The following is a 17,591-nucleotide window of genomic DNA, read 5'->3' as shown; positions in this document are numbered from 1 at the left end:
GTACGTCCTAAAAAAATATGACAAAAATGCTTTTGAGGGCTGGACGGCAGAAGCAGGATTTAATAAATGTCAGGTCGCTGTGTGGCGGATGTAGCTCAGTTGGTAGAGCGCCGGTTTGTGGTACCGGTGGTCGCGGGTTCGAATCCCGTCATTCGCCCCAGCATTTCCCCTAAAACGTAATGTCGAGTGACGCAGGCAGGCTCTCCTGAGCCTTTACTGGTCCTGCGTTGTGACACTCAGTACATGCAGCCGGTCGAATTTGGCCGTGTCGCTGCTGTCGCTCGGGATATGGGCCAGTTCCTCCAGAGAGAGCGGCCCGGTCTTGAAGGTGAGGGTCCGCCGTTCGGGTGCCAGCAGGAAATCCAGTACAGGGGCCAGAATGGGTTTCTGGAGGGCCAGAACATTGAAGCGGGGTGTAACGACATACCCCTGTTCGGCCATCATGGAGCCTTTTGGAGACTCCAGTGTGGGTTTGGCGGCGCCCGTTCCATCGGCTGGTTTGTCCGTTTCGGAGGAGGCTTCAGCCTGGTGGGTCAGGATGCCGTAATAGGAGAAGATGTCCAGCCCCTGCACGGTCAGCTCTGTCCCCAGGCATTGCCCAGCCTGGAGGAAGCGTGACACGCTGTCATCGCCCAGATGGAACGGATTGATGTCAGGCAGACTGAAGACCACGGACATCAGGGCGGGGCTGTCCTTGCCAAAAAGGGTACGGAGCTGGAGGGTCTCGTCCCATTCCCCCATCCTTTTCCGGGAGGTGGCAATGATGTGGTAATCCGTCGGCAGAGCCACGGGAGAGGCCAGCAGTGAGGGGGGTGGCGAGAGCCGGGTCGTCAGGCCGGACAGGTCTCCCTCCGTGCGGAGATCATCATTCTCTCCGGCCCGCCGCTCACCTGCCAGATGGGTGAGGATGAGGGTCCGTCGCAGGTCTGTCCGGCTGAAGAGAAGGGACAGGCCGTTGATTTCCAGTTTGCCAGGCTTTTCCCACAGGGTTGCTGCCGGGTCCTGCCAGAATGTTTCTGCCGGGTTGCCTGCATGCTGGAAGGGGCGCTTCAGCCACTGGATGTAACCTTCTCTGGCTTCCAGATGCTGGAGGGCCAGATTCAGTTCCATGGGAGATTTGGCCCCGGGCGTGGCGTCCGTGTTCCCGGGCAGGAGGATCTGCTGCAATACTGGCGGGAAGAGGCTGTTTTTGCCGCCGGGGAGGGAAACGGAGAGGGACAGGCCGTTCATGAGTGTATGGACACGGAGTCCCTGCCCGTAGCCTTCAACGATCAGGTTGTCAGCCGACAGTGTTTTTATGGTGAACGGGCGTGCAACTGCGGAGCCAGCCGCAATGGGCGGGGCGTTTTCTGATGGTGAGACACGCAGTTTTGTCAGCTGCATCTGTTCAAAGCGCAGGGCTGTCACGTCTTCCGGTTCAAACGACATGATGGCTGCCAGGGAGCGCATGCTGTCCGCTTCGCCATGACCTTCATGCAGCGTTTCTGCCGAGGAGGGGATATGGAGGTGATGGAACGACGCTTCGTCTGCCGTGATGTGATGTGTCTGGTCGGTATAGCTGGGTGAATCCAGCAGGAGGCTGGCCAGTCTCAGGGTTCCGCTGGAAAGCAGCTTGGGGTAGCCGAAACGGACACGCCGGGCGTGGAAATCTGTCGCCTGATAATGGAACGACACATCATACAGGGTCACCCCGCCAAGCAGGAATGCGGGCCGGACCTCGCTGTAATGAAAGTCCGCCCCGGCAGGCAGGGCAGCCCGGAACCGGTCCAGTGCGTGGGAAAGACGGATTCCGGCCTCGCGGTAGATGCCCAGTCCCCCCAGAATCAGGATGAGGAGGGCCAGACAGAGGGGAAGCCGTAACCGTTGCATGCTGCACTTACCTCACTTGGGCACTCTTGATATGCGAACCGGCACAATACCCTTTGGCAGAGGCATGAGCAAATGGGGATGGAGCTGTCTGCTGCCGGAAGGAGGCAGAAAGAAGGGATTATTTTGCGGTATTTTAATACCACATCATAAAAAATGGCTGTTCTCTGCCGCTTGTGGCGCAATGGTCCAGAATTAAAGGGCTTGACCTTTTTCCCGTCTCCCGCAATAACGCCCACATCCTGAATCTGTTTCCGGCTTTCAGGGTGTCTGGCCTCTTACGGAGCCGGCATCGTCGGGGCAGTCCTTTTCCTGATGCCGCATTGTCCGTGGCATCTCAAACTGGAAATGATACGTCATGAAGACCACACTTTCGCTGAAACCCGCGGAGGTGACGAGAAACTGGATCCTGATCGATGCCGAAGGGCTGGTTCTGGGCCGTCTCGCCACCATCATTGCCAACCGTCTGCGCGGCAAGCACAAGCCGCAGTACACCCCGCATGTTGATTGCGGTGATGCGGTTGTCGTCATCAACGCCGAGAAGATCGCCCTGACAGGCAACAAGGTCGGCCAGAAGCTCTTCCATTACCACACCGGCCATCCGGGTGGCATCAAGGAGCGCACCATCACTCAGCGTCTCGAGGGCAAGAACCCCGGTCAGGTCGTGGAGAAGGCTGTCGAGCGCATGATCACCCGTGGTCCGCTCCAGCGCGCCCAGATGAAGCACCTGTACGTCTATGCCGGCACGGAGCACCCGCATGAGGGTCAGAAGCCCGTCAAGCTGGACGTTGCTTCCCTGAACCGCAAGAATACCCTGAAACGTCAGTAAGGCCTGTCATCATGTCAGAAACTCAAGAGCGCCCCGCCGCCGAGCTTACCGGCACTTTGCAGGACCTGGCCAATGCGGCTCCTGCTGTTGCCAATGCAGCTCCCGTCTATGAAGCCAAGCGTGATGCGCAGGGCCGTTCCTACGCAACGGGCCGCCGTAAGGACGCCGTCGCCCGTGTGTGGATCAAGCCTGGCAAGGGTGAGATCACCGTCAACGGCCGCCCGGTCACGAACTATTTCGCACGCCCCGTGCTGCGCATGCTGATCACCCAGCCCTTCCTGCTGACAGATCGCTACAACCAGTTTGACGTGTATTGCACGGTCACTGGCGGTGGTCTTTCCGGTCAGGCTGGTGCGGTCCGTCACGGTATCTCCCGTGCCCTGACCCACTACGAGCCGGAGCTGCGTGGTGTGCTGAAGATGGCTGGCTTCCTGACGCGTGACAGCCGTGTCGTCGAGCGTAAGAAGTACGGTAAGGCCAAGGCCCGCCGTTCCTTCCAGTTCTCCAAGCGCTGATCTTTCAGCCATACGGAAAACTGGCCTGCGCCGGAAAAACCCTCACCCTGCCGGGTGGGGGTTTTTTTTATGGTGCATGTCTGGCATTCATGAAATAAAGTTTCAAAAATATGGTCTTGAAAGACATAGTATTCCATATATTAGTTTCTTGACGGAACAGCACATAAATTCCGAAATGTGACATCTTTGAACCGACCGGGAAGGCAGGAAGCATCATGGCAGAGTTCAGCATTGAACGGACAGAGACCCCTACATCAGCCGAGCAGCGGCAGGCCTTGATGGTGGACCCAAAGTTCGGGCGTGTCTTTACGGACCATATGGCCATCATCCGTTATACGGATGAAAAGGGCTGGCATGACGCCAGAATTATTCCTCGTCAGCCTTTGCAGATCGACCCGGCATCGACCGTCCTGCATTATGGGCAGGAGATTTTCGAGGGGCTGAAAGCCTATCGGGGCAAGGGGGGGGCTGTTACGCTGTTCCGGCCGGAGGCCAATGCTGCCCGGTTTGCGGCGTCAGCCCGCCGCCTTTCCATGGCCGAGCTGCCGGAGGAGCTCTTCCTCGGGTCCATCAAGGCCCTGCTGAAGGTGGATCATGACTGGGTGCCCACCAATCCGGAGCAGAGCCTCTATCTGCGGCCGTTCATGATCTCCAATGAAGTGTTTCTTGGCGTGAAACGGGCCAATGAATATCTGTTCGTCGTGCTGGCCAGCCCTGTAGGGGGGTATTTCAGTGGTAATGGCAGCATCCCGGTCTGGGTGTCGGAGCAGTATACACGGGCGGCTCCCGGTGGCACGGGTGAGGCCAAATGTGGGGGCAATTACGCAGCCAGTCTGCTGCCCCAGCAGGAGGCGGCGGACCATGGCTGTAGCCAGGTGCTGTTCCTTGATGCGAAGGAACGTCGCTTCATTGATGAAATGGGCGGCATGAACGTCATGTTCGTCCGCAAGGATGGCAGTGTGGTCACACCACCGCTTGGTGGGACGATTCTGCGAGGCATCACGAGGGACAGCATCCTCAAGCTGGGCCGCAGGATGGGCCTGGCCATGGTTGAGGAGCCTCTGGCCATAGATGATGTCTTCAGGGCTGCCGCTGCTGGTGAGATCACGGAGGCCTTTGCCTGCGGCACGGCGGCAGTCATTTCACCGATTGGCGAATTCCGCCGGGATGCTGGCTCCGTGGCATTTGGTGATGGGAAAACGGCTGGGCCGGTTACCATGAAGCTGCGCAACGCCCTGTGCGCTCTCCAGCGTGGTGAGGAAGCGGACCCGTTCGGCTGGGTTCATACCGTTTCCCTGTGAGGGAAGAGCGCAGGCCGGGTGTTGTCAGTCATCGCCCGGCAGGACTGTTTTCAGCCGCTGCCTGAGTGTTTCCATGAGGTCCGGGTCCTGTGGGGCTCCGGGCCTTTCCAGTTCCCGCTGCATGGCCTGAAGAATATCTGGCGTGGCGTCCTTTACGGCCATGCGCCAGTAGCGCAGAGCATCTTCCGGCTGCCCCATACCCATCAAGGCGGTAGCATAATTATGTTGCCCCCGGTAATCGCCTCCGTCAGCAGAGCGCTGATACCATTCCAGAGCGGCAAGGGGATTGGCGGGGGTCTCCCATCCCTCCTCAATGAAACGGGCCAGCAGGTTCATGGACTTCGCATGGCCTCGCAGAGCTGCCCGACGGAAGAGAAGGAAGGCGGTTCGCCGGTCTGCCTGCACTCCTAGGCCCCGCATGTGGCAGATGCCGAGATTGTAGATGCCCCACAGGTCATCCAGCTGCGCAGCCCGGCTGTAATGGCGGACAGCTTCTGTCAGATCCAGCGGGCACCCCCAGCCGAACTGTGAACAGCGGCCCAGCATGTTGTGGGCCGGGCCATAACTGGCAGAAGCCGCAATGGTGAACCACTCCCGTGCTTTGTCCACATCCCGGGGGACATACTCGCTGTCCAGCAGGGCTTTCCCCCAGAGAACCTGCTCCAGTACATGGCCGTTCCGTGCCTTCTGGTAGATTTCTGCAAGATTGTCCGGCAGGTCGGGCTCTTGCGGATGGGCGGAAGAACGGCTGAAAAAGCGACGGAATCGGGCGAACACCATGGCGTTCCTTACTTTGCTGGACGGGTGCCAGGCCTTGGGATCAAACTGATAATCTTTTGCAGGAAGATGAAGATAGAGCCGGGCTGCATGGAAAGGCAATGGTACCGCACAGAAAAGGCACCTCTGGTGCGCGCTGCGGGACTTGAACCCGCACGTTCTGACCGAACTCGAGATTTTAAGTCTCGTGCGTCTACCATTCCGCCAAGCGCGCAGAGGAAGCGGGCGTTTTATATCATGGCCAGCAGATGAGCACCATTCTGTGAAAGCCATTTTTCAGCTTTTTTGCGCCCCGGCTGTCCGCCCGGGGCGTATTGGTCCACAAGCGCCCAGAAGGCCGGCCCATGGTTGAAATGGCGCAGATGGGCGAGCTCATGCACCATCACGTAGGTGTAGATGTCCGGCGGAGCCATGATGAGCCGCCAGCTGAGCATGATGCGCCCTTGCCTTGTGCAGCTGCCCCAGCGGCTTTTGACATCCCGCAGGCTGAATTTTGCTGGTGAGGCCTCCATACGGAGGCTCTGTTGCCGGAAGAGGGGCGGGAACAGGCTTTCGGCACGGCGCTTCAGAAAGGAGAGCAGATGGCGGGCATGTTCTTCGGGAGGGTGGCCCACATGCAGCCCTTTGTCTGTCAGGCGTGTACGGCCATCCAGTATTATGGTGGGGAGGATGGGAATGGCCTGCCCCTCCAGCCATATCTGGCCCTGATCGACTGCCGGAGGAGGGAGGTCTGCCATGGCCTGTGCCAGCCATTGTGACTGGCTCTGGAGGAAGCGCAGCCCCTGTTGGCGGGTGGCTCCAGCAGGGAGGGTGATGACAATGGCCCGTCGGCGGAGGTCCAGACGGAGAATGATCCGCCGGGCCCGGGAGGACATACGCCAGAGAACGGGTGGAAGAAGCACGGGAGTGTCAGCTGTTACCATTCTGACGGAGCGCAACGCAGGGTGGGGCGCCCTCCGGCCAGGTACCGGGCCAGTCGGCGATGTGGTTTTCCAGCAGGCCGGCCCGGCGTTCGCTGATGCAGCGGCCACTGGCCGAGGCGCCGGCCTTCAGCACGGTGTCGTCCGTTCCACTGCGAAGGGGATGCCATTCCGGCAGGTCGAACCCGTCCCGCAGGAGGCGATAGGCGCAGCTCGGGGGCAGCCAGTCGATGTCGTCCAGCAGGGCCGGGGTCAGGGAGATGCAGTCCGGAATTTTTTTCTGGCGTCGCTCATAGTCGGTGCAGCGGCATGTCTGGGTATCAAGGAGACGGCAGGAAACGTCCGTCCAGATGATCTCATCGGTGTCTTCGTCCCGCAGCTTGTTCAGGCAACAGCGGCCACAGCCGTCACAGAGAGATTCCCATTGGCTGGCTGTCATGTCCTGAAGGGAAGTGGTCCGCCAGAAGGGAAGGTGATCTGTCATCGTGTGGTCTGTTCTGTCGTCAGGGGCCTGGAAAGAGGAGTGTGGGTGAGCCATGCGTTAAAGCGCTCACTCAGCAGCAGTTCATGTGTTGCCCAGAAACCGTCGCTGATTTCAAGTGATTCGGCAGGAATGGGGGAAGGAGGATAGGGCAGGTGTGGTGGGTTCTTCAGCAGGAGGGTGCGGATTTCGTTGGCCTGCTCAGTGGGCAGTGTCGCCGGAATTGCCCACATGGCGGGACTGTACAGAACGTTGCCCATCTCTGCCTGATAAGGTCGCACCAGTGTGTTTCTTGCCTTGGGAGAGAGAATGATGGCGCCGGGGGTGATTCCCATCAGCACGGCCTGTTTCTGGAGGATATGGTAGGCCTCGGAGGGAGAGCGCCACCAGATTATATAGGGCCGCAGCTGGTTGAGCTTGTGGAAGGCCCGGTCGATCCCTGCCGGGGTGGAGAGCTGGGCGTAGACCTGGTTGGGGGGGACGCCATCAGCCAGCAGGGCAATCTCCAGCGTCATGCGGGGGCCCCGGAAGAAGGCTCGCTGTCCGGGATAGCGGGCAACATCCCACAATGTTGGCCAATGTGGTGGGGTGGTGATGCGGGATGTATCCCAGAAGAGAACATTGCGGAAAAAACCGGCCGACCGACCACAACGGCCCAGGGCATGGAGGGGCTGCAACCAGGCTCGTGCACAGGCGATGGCCGATTCCGTGCTGTCCAGCATGATGGCCTGTACGGTCTGTGGATAGGCAAGGGCCTGCTGTTCTATTTCGTCCAGTCCACGTCCTTCACGGCTCAGGAAAGCAAGATTCATGGAGGTGGAATCACGCAGTATCGGGCCGATGAGATCATGCTCTGGAATGGCCCAGTAATAGGTCCTGTCCTGTGGGGCAGGGTCGGTCTGTGTGCTGGCCGCATCCGCCATGGCGGAGACAGGGGCTGCGCCAGCCATGGCTGTGAGGGCCAGACAGAGTGCAGGCAAACGCCCGATGGATGGATGAATTTTGTCCAGGAACTGCCTGACAGGACAAACCGCCCGCATGATGGAACGGAACAGACGGTGCCCCGTGTGGGGCAGTGAGGGGTGTTTCTGGCAGCTCCGGGGGCGGACTGTTTTCATGACGTAGCGGCACCGTACGGACTTGAGGTGGCGGTGGGATTCAATGGACAGGATAAATGCATGGAAGTGGTTGAGATGAAAGGATATTACATGATGATTCTTGAAACTTCGTTACAGAGGGGAGAAGAAAAAAGAATCAGAACATCTTTATGCCTTTTTTTCTTGATAAAATGAGGAAATATTTTCCATTCAACCTTTAATGAGGGATGGGTAGCGCCGCTTCATGGGGTGCTTTGGCTTTTTCCCGTGCAGTGCTATAGGTGAGGGAATGGTCGGCGGAGGGGTGTGTTCTGTCCTCCCTCTGGCAAGGGCCTTGGTGTTTTTCATGAATCTGGAAGGGGCAGCAGTCGTATCATGAATGGTCTACTGGAACTTGGTCAGGCAGTGCTCGCTGCCCAGGGAAAAATTTTCAGGGAATGTGCAAAACGGCACGGTATCCGGCTGTGCTTCCTTGTCGTGGCTCTCGTGTTTCTCGGCTTTGCAGCCATTACCCTGCACGGAGTGTTCTGGGCCTTTTTCAGGCAGATCTGCCATCTGGGTCTTCTGCTGTCTGCTACCTGTGTACTGGGGATAGACCTGCTGTTCTTCATCATTTTCCTGCTTCTGGCGGTGCGTGCCGGTCATTCCGGCCTGGCAGAGGCCCGCGCCCGCATGGAGCGGGACAGGAAGATGCATGAGCTGAAGCAGAGCTTTGCGTTGACGTCCCTGCTTGGTCTCGCCAGTGGTCCGGTGGGCCGTTATGCGGGTGGGCAGGCATGGCGTATGGCCAAAGGTGTCTTCACACGCCGGAAAAAGTGATTTTGTCGGTTCCATAGGCATATGAGACAAAAGAAGCGGCCTTCAGGGGCCGCTTCTGCTATGGGCTTTCTGTTTCCAGGTGGGTTCCGTCTGGTCAGACGCCTGTAATTGACGTTAAGAAGTGGTAAGAGCTGCTTCTGCCTCTGTGGTTGAAACGGGAAGATGGCCTGGCGGTGGTGCCGTGTCGTCCTCTGGATGGATACCCGGCATGGTACCTTCGGGAGGAAGCAGAGTCCGGCCCGTCTGGACGGACACCGGGCCTTTTGCAGGTGCGATAGGGAACAACGTGAGCAAAGCATCAGACATATCACCCGCACGGTCCCGTTCTTTCGGGGATTGCGGCGCATGATGCTTTCGGAAGTCAGCCTCTGCGGAGTGTTCGTTTCTCCAATAGCTGTTTATGCTGTCTGCGCAGTGCTGGTGACTCTGGCCCTGCGCTATGTGTTGTGGCGTCTCGGAGCATTGGGCTGGTTCTGGCATGTCGCCCTGTTCGAGATTGCCCTGTATGTCTGTGTTCTCTGTCTTCTGGTTATTTTCGTCTGAGGTGGAGCGGGGGTATGAACTGGTTTCGGCGTCTTGCACGTCCATTGCTGACACTGATCATCATCGCTCTGGCTATTGGTCTGGGGTATGTCGTGTGGGACCTTTATGTCCTCGATCCCTGGACACGTGATGGTCGTGTCCGTGTTTACGTCGTTACGGCCACGCCTGAAGTGTCGGGAACGGTCGTGTCTGTTCCGGTTGTGGACAACCAGTTCGTTCATAAGGGGGATCCGCTTTTCACGGTGGATCCACTGCGTTTCAGGCTCAGGATCGATGAGGCACGGGCCCGTCTGGCGGGTGTGACGGAAGATTACAAGCTGAGCGTCATGAATGCGAAGAGGCGGCGCGGGCTTGGTGGCGTCGTGTCCCGTGAGGAACAGGATGTGTTCGACTCCGAGATGGAAGTACGCCGGGCACGGCTGGAAGAAGCCCGGTCTGCCCTCGATACGGCCTTGCTCAATCTTCAGCGTTCCACGGTCTATTCTGCCGTGGATGGCTACGTGACCAATCTCAATCTGCGTGTCGGTGATTATGTGACGGCTGGACAGTCCCGCATGGCTGTGATCGATGCGAACAGCTATTGGGTCTATGGTTATTTTGAAGAAACCAAGATGCATGGTGTGCATGTTGGTGATGAGGCCCGTATCAAGCTCATGGGATATCGTCATGTCCTGCGGGGGCATGTCGTCAGTATTGGCCGAGGCATCAATGATGCAAACGGCATGTCGGACAGGCTCGGCCTGCCAGATGTGAATCCGATCTTCACATGGGTAAGGCTGGCTCAGCGTATTCCCGTGCGTATTGAAATTGATGAGATGCCGCCAGAGGTCATTCTGTCTGCAGGCATGACAGCCACCGTGGCGGTGGGGAAGGCAAAAGCCGGAGGCAGGGGGCTGTTGACGACATGGCTGCAGGATCACCTGTGAGATGAAGATGCGGTTTGTTCCCCTTGTTGTCAGCAGCTGTCTTTTCCTGACGTCCTGCATGGTCGGGCCGGAATACAGGCCGGACAGGATGAAAGTGCCGGGCCATTTTGCCAGTGAGCCCCACCCCGCCACCAAGGAGGAAATTGCCGAGACGGAAGCCAACCTCCGGGACTGGTGGGCGCAGTTTCACGATCCTGTTCTGGACAGACTGGTGGAGCAGACCATCAGAGGGAATTACGACCTTCAGGTGGCCACCCAGCATGTTCTGGCTGAGCAGTCTGTCCGGCGGCAGGCACAGGCCAACTGGTATCCCCAGCTGGATGCCAATGCGGGTGGGGGAGACAACCGCTACTCCATCAATGTTGACAACTGGCCCCTGCGCCCGGGCAACCCGAACAATCACCCCCATGCGTCTGTGCTGACCTATGGTGCCCGGGCAAGCTGGGAGATTGATGTTTTTGGCCATATCTCCCGGCAGGTGCAGGAGCGTAAGAGGCTGGTGGAAGTCAGCATCGAGGAGCGGCGGGGGCTGCTGCTCTCTCTGCTGAGCCAGCTGGTGACAGACTATGTTGAGCTGCGGACCATCCAGACCCGCATGAGCGTGACAGAGGATTCCATCCGCACGGCTCGGGACAGTACCCAGCTGGTGGAGAGGCTCTTCAATAATGGCGTCGGCAATACGCTGGCCATTGCCCAGTCCCGGACGGAAGAACATGCCGAGCTGGCTCGTCTGCCCCCCTTGCGGGCGCGGCAGGAGCAGCTCATCCATGCTATCAACGTGCTGATGGGTGAGATGCCCGGTAAGGAACAGTCTGATCTTGAAGAGCGGCGGCCCATCCCGACCCTGCCCCCGTTCCCGGCCATGCTGCCTTCCGCCGTGCTGACCAACCGGCCCGACATCCGTTCGGCCGAGCGGCGCTATGCGGCGAGCGTCTCCCGCATCGGAATCACGATTTCCAATCTGTATCCCAATTTCAGCATCCCGCTGACCTTCAATCCCAATGCCTCTGCCGCCTATCAGGCGTTCCAGATTGGAGGGATGAGCTGGAATGTCATGATGATGGCCTCCCTGCCCATCCTGCATGGGGGTAAATACAGCGCCCAGATCGCCCAGGCCAGAAGTGAGGCGGAGGCCAGTCGCCTGCAATATCGTCAGACCGTTCTGAATGCTTTTCGGGAAGTGGAAGACAGCCTCGATGACTGGCATCAGGACAGCGAGCTGGTGCGGGAAGAACGGGAGGCCGCCACGCAGGCCGGTCTGGCCCTGTCCCGTGCCCGCAAGCTCTATGCCGCCGGGCTGACGGGCTATCTGGACGTTCTCAACTCCCAGCAGACCTACCTGTCCCGTCGTGTGGCCGCCGTGTCGGCTACCGGAAAGCGCATGGATGATGCCATCTCGCTCTACATTGCCTTCGGTGCCGGCTGGCAGGGACGGGAGCTTTCCAGCACCACCCTGAAGGTGGAACAGCATGAGAGCAAGGACATGATCCTGCGGGCCTTCAGCCGTTAGGTCATATCTGGCTGGCGGGTGTCCCGGTAAGCCTGCATCGTGCCGAACCGCAGATTGAGGGCCTGTGTTCCTCCTGCCCGGTCGGGCACGTCCATCGTCACGGCCGGGTCCAGCCGCATGGCGTCATGTCCGGCGAGATGGACGATGCCAACAGGACGGTGCGGGAAGGTGACCTCGCAGAGCAGACCTGTCCGTGGATCAATCTGCCACGGTCCCAGATAATTGCATCCGGCAGGCATCAGGGCGGTGGCGTAGCCATCGTGATAGCTTGTCAGGGCCATGGCGAGCTGGCCGGAGCTGAATATCTTGCCGTGCCGCAGGGCTTCTTCCTGCCAGTGGCGGAGCCGGGGCCAGTGCGGAGCCGTGCGGGAGAGGGCGAAAACACCGGCATTGAGGGTGGGGCGCACGCCGATATGACGGCATATCGCCCGGGGCAGCCGGGCCAGACGGGAATTCTTGTACAGGATGGTGCGGAGCTGCACGAGGCCGAAGGGCAGCCAGCGCAGCCGGAACAGCGGCTTGTGCAGGAAGAGTTCCGGCGTGATGGCCAGAGCGTGCGGCGTCTGCTCGGCGGCCTGGAAGAGAAGCTCCACGGCCTGACAGTCCTGCACCCAGGCATCTGCATCGATCCATACCAGCGTGTCATGCTCCGGGAAGAGCTGGTCCAGCCACATCTTGGAGAGTTCGATGGCCAGATTGGGACGCCTGCGCATGGCCCATCGTGAGACATGAGGAAAGGCTCTCGGGGTACGGACAGTGATGCCATTCTGCTCCAGCCATGTGACCTGTTTCCGCTTCAGCCCGCCATCAATGCAGGCGACCGGCAGCCCGGCCAGCTCCGGGAAGCGGCGGATGGAAGCGACCAGCTCCTGAAGCAGGGGAAAATAACGGCTGTCGCTGCCTGTAATGATGAGGCGGCGGGAAAGGTTGGCAGGGGAGGGGCTGTCAGCATGCAGCATGAAGAACTGTCTTTCGGCAAGGTCTGGGAAAGTGTCGGGAAATGCACGGGCAAAAATTCATTCTCTATTGACCTTACCTTACAGGCACACCACTTCTTTGGGGAAGAAAGGTTTTTTCCATGACAGGCACACCAGTACAGTCAGCCGCCGATTTCCTGCGCCCCCGGGTGCAGACCCTCATCAGGGAGGCGGAAGCTGCTGGCTATTCCAGAAGCAGGGTTCTGGCCGTGCTGATCGACCTGCTGGATGATACGGATCTGGAGGATACAGGACAGTAATGGCGACTGACCCATATAAGGTTCTTGGCGTAAGCAGTACAGCGTCGGAGAAGGAAATCCGCAGCGCCTACCGTCGGCTGGTCAAACAGTATCACCCTGACCGCAACCCCGGTGATACCAAGGCGGAGGAGCGCTTCAAGGAGATTGGCAAGGCGTACGAGATTGTCGGTGACGAGGAGAAGCGTGCCCAGTTCGATCGTGGCGAGATCGATGCGGATGGCCAGATGAGGGGTCCCTTTGGCGGGGGTGGTTTTGGTGGCGGTGCCGGGGCCGGTGGCCCAGGTGGTGGCTTTGGCGGATTTGGCGGTTTCTCGGGCGGTGGTTTCAATCCAGAGGATCTGGGGGACATTTTCGGTGCCTTTGGTGGCGGGGGCGGTGGTTTCCGGTCTGCCCGTCCCCGGCGGGGCGAGGACCTGCATGGCGAGCTGCGTATCAGCATGGAGGAATGTGCTCTTGGTACCCGGCGTGATGTCAGCCTTGGTGGAGGGCGTGAGGTGTCCGTCACCATTCCTGCGGGCATCGAGGATGGCAAGACGCTTCGTCTGAGGGGGAAAGGTCAGCCGGGGCAGCCCGGCATGGATGGTCGGCCCGGCCCTGCCGGGGATGTGCTGCTGAAGATTCATGTGGCGGAAGACCCTTATTACAGGCGTGAGGGGCGGAATTTGCGTGTCACGCAGGATGTTGACCTCCATACGGCCATTCTGGGTGGCAAGGTGCATGTCCGTACCCCGGGTGGAACGGTGGCGCTGAAGGTCAAGCCACATTCTGACAGTGGCACGGTCCTGCGTTTGACTGGTCGTGGTATTGCGGCGGATAAACGGCATGAGGCGGGAAATCTGCTGGTGACCCTGCGTGTTGTGCTGGGGACCATTTCGCCGGAGCTGGAAGCCCTCGTGCGGCGTGAAGCCGAGGAGAAAACGGAGAGCTGAGGGCCAGTCCCTGCTGGAGTGTGGTGTGTGGCGGGGTGGTGAAAAAGGAAGGCAGGCCCTCTGTCCCGCTTTGGGATGTGAAGGGCCTGCCTCTGGTGTGTTGGTGATGGCCCTGCAAGGGGTTGGGAGTGGCGGGGAAAGGACGGGTTAGCCATGGTCTGGGGGATGTCTTTCTGGCTGCGTGTCAGACAGTCCAGCGTTCTGGGAGCATTGGTGGCCATCGTGTTTGTTGTGGCCCTGTGTGTGCTGGGCCTGGTGGGGATTGCCCATGTGGATGGGTTCCACCTCGCAGGGGGCTGATTTTTGCGCTAGTGAGGAGGGAGCCAGTGTCCTTCCCGTAACGGAGTAGCGTGCCCTCATGACCGATCAGCAACATTCTGCGGCGTCCTTTTTTGTCGCACGGCGGCAGGCTTTTGCTGTCGTCATGGCCATCGAGCTGTGGGAGCGTTTCGGTTATTACGGCATGCAGGCTGTCCTGACCGTTTTCATGGTCACCCAGCTGCACATGCGGGATCATGACGTTAACCTCATGCAGGGGGGACTGGGATTTTTCATCTACAGTCTTCCTGTTTTGGGGGGGCTTCTGGGGGATCAGTGCCTCGGGACAAGACCCACCATGCTGGTGGGGGCCTTCGGGCTGACAGCCGGATATGGTCTTCTGGCCATGTCTCTTGGCAGTCAGGCTGTTTTCCTTCCGGCCCTGACACTGATTGCCCTCTCCAACGGGTTGTTCAAACCCAATGCGGGGACGCTCGTTCGGCGCATTTACGCCGGGGATGGCACGGCACTGGATGCCGCTTTCACACTCTACTATATGGCCATCAATGTTGGGTCGACCGTCTCCATGCTGCTGATGCCGTGGCTCCAGCAGCGCTATGGGGCGGCTGTGGCCTTTCTGGCCTGTGCCGGGGGGCTGCTGGTCGGGCTTGGCTATTATGCAGTGCGGGCCGGGCGTATGCGGAGGTTTCTTGCCGCACGGGCGGTTGAGGCAGTCCGGCGGCATGGGCCATCCTCCATGCCTGTTCCTCTGGTGGAGCGTCTTTCCACTCCCGTGCTGAAAGGGGCGCTGGGCGCTGGAATCCTGCTGGCCCTGCTGGTGGTCTGGGGATTTTGCACATGGGTGCTGTACAGCCCGGCGCTGGTCCAGCTCTGCATCATTTTGGCAGGGGTGGGGCTTCTTCTGCTCTGGGTCTGGCTTTATGTGCGGGCGAAGGACGGTGAACGGCCCGGTCTGCTGCTGACCTACATCCTCTGTGCTCAGACAATGGCCTACCAGATCTTCTACCAGCAGATGCAGACCTCCCTGACACTGTTTGCCATGCGGGATGTCTCTGGCGTGTACCAGCTGGGGTCATGGCGGCTGTTCACCGTGTCGGCAGGCCAGTTCCAGGCGCTCAATCCGATCGCTGTCATGCTGTTCAGCCCGCTGCTGGCATGGCTGTACCGTCGTCATGCGGGTAAGGGGCAGGATGCTTCACCCGCCATCAAGATACTGCTCGGTTATGGCTTGGTCGCTCTGGCTTTTTGCATCTGGTGGTTGGCCGCTGGCCATAGCACGGGGCTTGTTTCGCCGTGGGTCATGGTGGCCGGGTATGGCACCATGTCCCTCGGGGAGCTGCTGACCATCGGTCTTGGGTTGGCCATTGTGGCCCGTTATGCCCCGGCCCGTGTCAGCGCAGTGCTGATGGGGGCCCTGTTCCTGCTCTGGGGGGTCGGCATGTATCTGGGGAGCCTGGTGGCTGATCTCGCCAGTGTTCCGGCCGATGGTGGGGGCAGCCTGGCGGGTTATGCTGCCCTGTTCCGGGAACTGTTTCTGGGGTGTGTGGGGCTGTGTGTTGTGCTGGCCCTGCTTCTGCCGCTGACCCGCCGCCTCGGGCAACAGCATCGTAGCTGGACGGTAAATAAACCGGCAACGGTCACATGAACTTGAAGAGGTGGATGACGACTGATCTGGTATAGACAGATTTCACCACTGGAAGTCAGCGATAAAATTTATATAAAGGGACGGTGTCATCCTTTGCCGCAGTGCCGCTTGTGGCCTGTCTGGCATTGTCGTGCTGAAGGCTGCCATGGCGCATCTGGCCTTCAGGTTCCTGTCCTGATCAACGGCTATGAAGGCTAATCTATGCGTGGAATGTGGCAAAAGGCTGGTACAGCAGCAGTAGGTGTCGCTTGGATGCTGGGAGGCCATGCCGTTTTTGCGCAGGATGCTGCCGGGCCGGCTGCCGTGAAGGAGAAAGCGGCAGCAGGTGGGGAGATCACGACGGCCCAGAGGGATGAGCTGTTGAAGGAGCGGAATTACGGTGCGCCTGCAAGGGATGAGCAGCGTGCTTTCGGGTCCGTGCCTCTCCCGATCCCGGGTGACGTCTTCTCCCGCGGGGCCAGTGAGCAGGCTTCACCAGAGAAGCAGAAGGGGCTTTTCCCCAACAGCTGGCACGATTTTGCCAATCAGGATGGGTTTTTTGGTGACCCCTGGGGCGCACGGAGCTGGCTGGCCGATCATGGCGTGACGATCGGCGGGCGTTACTTTCAGGACACCGCAGGCAATCCGTTCGGGGGGAAATCCCGTGCGGTCCGCTATGCGGATGAAGAGGCCCTGTCTCTGGATTTCAACCTGAAGAAGCTGCTGGGCGTTGCCTTCAATGCGGGCACACTGCACTTCCTGACACTGGCCCGTCAGGGGGCCGGGCTGGGAAACACGTTGCCGGCTGTTGACAGCCCGATGGAAATTTACGGGGCCGGTGAGACCATGCGCCTTGGCCGCCTCAGCTGGGAAATGCACTGGAACAAGTACGTACATACCGAGGTTGGTGAGATCAACACGGAGAATGACTTCGAGCAGTCTTCCACCTACTGGGGGGCCAACCTGTACTGCCAGTTCCAGAACAACGGCATCTGCGGGATGCCACAGTCCATTGCCATGAATTCGGGTTACGGCTTCTATCCGACGGCCCATCCCGGTGCGTGGATCAAGCTCTATCCGGCGGGGAATGACCATTATCTGGTGCAGTTCGGGGCTTACAGTGTGGACCCGACGATCACCGGCGTGCGGAATGGCTGGAAGATGAACCTGCACGGGGCGACAGGTACCTATCTGCCGTTCCAGCTGGGCTGGCATCGGGGCGGGACGGATGATTATAGCGGCCCGTTACAGACGAACGTGAAGATCGGCGGCTATTGGGACACGTCCGAGGTCAAGAACGTCTATGGCCAGATGGGAACATATTACATTCCGGCTTCTGCGGCGCAGGATGCGCCCGTCTCCAAGGTGAGGGGCCGGTTTGGTGGGTGGTTCCAGTTTGACCGCATGTTGCAGCGGGATGGAGCGGACCCGCACCGGGGAACGGCGTTTTTTGCCTCCTTCACATGGGGCGATCCCCGCACGGCCATTGCGCCCTATTTTGTGACGGCGGGTATTACCCGGAAGGGAACGTTCGCCAGCCGCCCCAATGATACAATCAGTTTTGGCATGAAGGCCCTCTGGGCCAATCCGAAGGTCACACACTGGATCGAACATCTCCAGCACACGGGCCGGGGTGCCGGGCTGTATGCTCCGCATTCGGAAGAAGCCATCGAACTCAATTATGGATACTGGCCCACACGCTGGCTGCTGCTGCGGCCCGGCTTGCAGTATCTCTGGAGTCCCGGTGCTCTGAAACGGTACAAGGATGCCATGCTGATTGATCTGGAATCAGCCATTTCTTTCTGAGGTCATCCCGCCTGCTGCAGGTCACAAAAGGTCGTCTTTGGGACGGCCTTTTTTCATTTTCGGCAGCGGAATATCACTTTTCATCCCATTCTGTCTGTTCTGGATATTGTCCCGCTTTTCAGAAGGTGGATA

General features: G+C 59.5%; 18 protein-coding genes and 2 tRNA genes. 13 read left to right on the top strand and 7 right to left on the bottom strand.

The genetic code is table 11. The features are described from left to right. Positions 1 to 84: 84 nt before the first annotated feature. Positions 85 to 160: transfer RNA gene (locus tag DTQ13_RS03010), tRNA-His, on the top strand. Between the two features lie 53 nt (positions 161 to 213). Here the strand turns inward: DTQ13_RS03010 and DTQ13_RS03005 are convergent. Beyond that, the gene (locus DTQ13_RS03005; protein ID WP_043558025.1) at positions 214 to 1,869 is read right to left on the bottom strand and encodes a hypothetical protein; all 1,656 of its coding nucleotides are present in this window, start codon (positions 1,867 to 1,869) and stop codon (positions 214 to 216) included. Between the two features lie 355 nt (positions 1,870 to 2,224). Between DTQ13_RS03005 and rplM the strand changes: the two genes are divergently transcribed. The 3 genes from rplM to DTQ13_RS02990 all read left to right on the top strand — a co-directional run bounded on the left by rplM (position 2,225) and on the right by DTQ13_RS02990 (position 4,511). After that, a complete protein-coding gene (gene rplM, locus DTQ13_RS03000) occupies positions 2,225 to 2,695 on the top strand; it encodes a 50S ribosomal protein L13 (protein WP_043558027.1) in 471 nt (156 codons plus the stop codon). An 11-nt stretch (positions 2,696 to 2,706) separates the two neighbouring features. Beyond that, positions 2,707 to 3,210, top strand: a complete 504-nt coding sequence (gene rpsI, locus DTQ13_RS02995; protein ID WP_043558030.1) for a 30S ribosomal protein S9 — start codon at positions 2,707 to 2,709, stop codon at positions 3,208 to 3,210. A 215-nt stretch (positions 3,211 to 3,425) separates the two neighbouring features. Then, on the top strand, positions 3,426 to 4,511 hold the full coding sequence (locus DTQ13_RS02990; RefSeq protein WP_248461059.1) for a branched-chain amino acid aminotransferase: 1,086 nt from the start codon (positions 3,426 to 3,428) through the stop codon (positions 4,509 to 4,511). A 24-nt stretch (positions 4,512 to 4,535) separates the two neighbouring features. Here DTQ13_RS02990 and DTQ13_RS02985 read toward each other — a convergent pair whose 3' ends face one another. The 5 genes from DTQ13_RS02985 to DTQ13_RS02965 form a co-directional block, all read right to left on the bottom strand. Further along, positions 4,536 to 5,291, bottom strand: a complete 756-nt coding sequence (locus DTQ13_RS02985) for a tetratricopeptide repeat protein (RefSeq protein ID WP_043558452.1) — start codon at positions 5,289 to 5,291, stop codon at positions 4,536 to 4,538. A 124-nt stretch (positions 5,292 to 5,415) separates the two neighbouring features. Beyond that, a tRNA-Leu gene (locus tag DTQ13_RS02980) sits at positions 5,416 to 5,502 on the bottom strand. Between the two features lie 16 nt (positions 5,503 to 5,518). Then, positions 5,519 to 6,190, bottom strand: coding sequence for a M48 family metallopeptidase (locus DTQ13_RS02975; protein ID WP_166651578.1), 672 nt, complete (start codon positions 6,188 to 6,190; stop codon positions 5,519 to 5,521). Between the two features lie 7 nt (positions 6,191 to 6,197). Next, positions 6,198 to 6,692: a YcgN family cysteine cluster protein gene (locus DTQ13_RS02970; RefSeq protein ID WP_043558037.1), complete on the bottom strand. Its 495-nt coding sequence runs from the start codon at positions 6,690 to 6,692 to the stop codon at positions 6,198 to 6,200. After that, positions 6,689 to 7,807, bottom strand: a complete 1,119-nt coding sequence (locus DTQ13_RS02965; RefSeq protein WP_248461058.1) for an extracellular solute-binding protein — start codon at positions 7,805 to 7,807, stop codon at positions 6,689 to 6,691. Before DTQ13_RS02965 ends, DTQ13_RS02970 begins: the two co-directional genes overlap by 4 nt. A gap of 354 nt (positions 7,808 to 8,161) precedes the next feature. On the opposite strand from DTQ13_RS02965, the gene DTQ13_RS02960 reads away from it, so the two are divergent. The 4 genes from DTQ13_RS02960 (at position 8,162) to DTQ13_RS02945 (ending at position 11,584) form a co-directional block, all read left to right on the top strand. Beyond that, entirely contained in the window at positions 8,162 to 8,605 is a 444-nt protein-coding gene (locus tag DTQ13_RS02960; RefSeq protein ID WP_154981131.1) for a hypothetical protein, read from the top strand. 348 nt (positions 8,606 to 8,953) lie between these two features. Then, the gene (locus DTQ13_RS02955; RefSeq protein ID WP_043558458.1) at positions 8,954 to 9,148 is read left to right on the top strand and encodes a DUF1656 domain-containing protein; all 195 of its coding nucleotides are present in this window, start codon (positions 8,954 to 8,956) and stop codon (positions 9,146 to 9,148) included. A 14-nt stretch (positions 9,149 to 9,162) separates the two neighbouring features. After that, positions 9,163 to 10,074 carry an HlyD family secretion protein gene (locus tag DTQ13_RS02950; protein ID WP_248461057.1) on the top strand — a complete coding sequence of 304 codons (912 nt, stop codon included), beginning with the start codon at positions 9,163 to 9,165 and terminating at the stop codon, positions 10,072 to 10,074. Between the two features lies 1 nt (position 10,075). Then, positions 10,076 to 11,584, top strand: coding sequence for an efflux transporter outer membrane subunit (locus DTQ13_RS02945; protein WP_248461055.1), 1,509 nt, complete (start codon positions 10,076 to 10,078; stop codon positions 11,582 to 11,584). Here the strand turns inward: DTQ13_RS02945 and DTQ13_RS02940 are convergent. Next, positions 11,581 to 12,543: a glycosyl transferase gene (locus DTQ13_RS02940; protein ID WP_248461054.1), complete on the bottom strand. Its 963-nt coding sequence runs from the start codon at positions 12,541 to 12,543 to the stop codon at positions 11,581 to 11,583. The genes DTQ13_RS02945 and DTQ13_RS02940 overlap by 4 nt on opposite strands. A 119-nt stretch (positions 12,544 to 12,662) precedes the next feature. Here DTQ13_RS02940 and DTQ13_RS02935 point away from each other — a divergent pair, with 119 nt between their 5' ends. The 5 genes from DTQ13_RS02935 to DTQ13_RS02915 all read left to right on the top strand — a co-directional run bounded on the left by DTQ13_RS02935 (position 12,663) and on the right by DTQ13_RS02915 (position 17,459). After that, a complete protein-coding gene (locus DTQ13_RS02935) occupies positions 12,663 to 12,821 on the top strand; it encodes a hypothetical protein (RefSeq protein WP_166651579.1) in 159 nt (52 codons plus the stop codon). Then, positions 12,821 to 13,750, top strand: a complete 930-nt coding sequence (locus tag DTQ13_RS02930) for a DnaJ C-terminal domain-containing protein (protein WP_043558046.1) — start codon at positions 12,821 to 12,823, stop codon at positions 13,748 to 13,750. Before DTQ13_RS02935 ends, DTQ13_RS02930 begins: the two co-directional genes overlap by 1 nt. A 153-nt stretch (positions 13,751 to 13,903) precedes the next feature. Beyond that, positions 13,904 to 14,050: a hypothetical protein gene (locus DTQ13_RS02925; RefSeq protein ID WP_156878828.1), complete on the top strand. Its 147-nt coding sequence runs from the start codon at positions 13,904 to 13,906 to the stop codon at positions 14,048 to 14,050. A gap of 58 nt (positions 14,051 to 14,108) precedes the next feature. Further along, positions 14,109 to 15,674: a peptide MFS transporter gene (locus DTQ13_RS02920; protein ID WP_248461053.1), complete on the top strand. Its 1,566-nt coding sequence runs from the start codon at positions 14,109 to 14,111 to the stop codon at positions 15,672 to 15,674. Between the two features lie 252 nt (positions 15,675 to 15,926). Beyond that, positions 15,927 to 17,459: a carbohydrate porin gene (locus DTQ13_RS02915; RefSeq protein ID WP_156878827.1), complete on the top strand. Its 1,533-nt coding sequence runs from the start codon at positions 15,927 to 15,929 to the stop codon at positions 17,457 to 17,459. Positions 17,460 to 17,591 lie beyond the last annotated feature (132 nt).

The organism is Parasaccharibacter sp. TMW 2.1888 (assembly GCF_023167265.1).
GTDB classification, from domain to species: Bacteria; Pseudomonadota; Alphaproteobacteria; order Acetobacterales; family Acetobacteraceae; genus Bombella; species Bombella apis.
The sequence above is the reverse complement of the archived record's forward strand: the minus strand, read 5'-3'. Positions and strand labels throughout refer to the sequence as shown.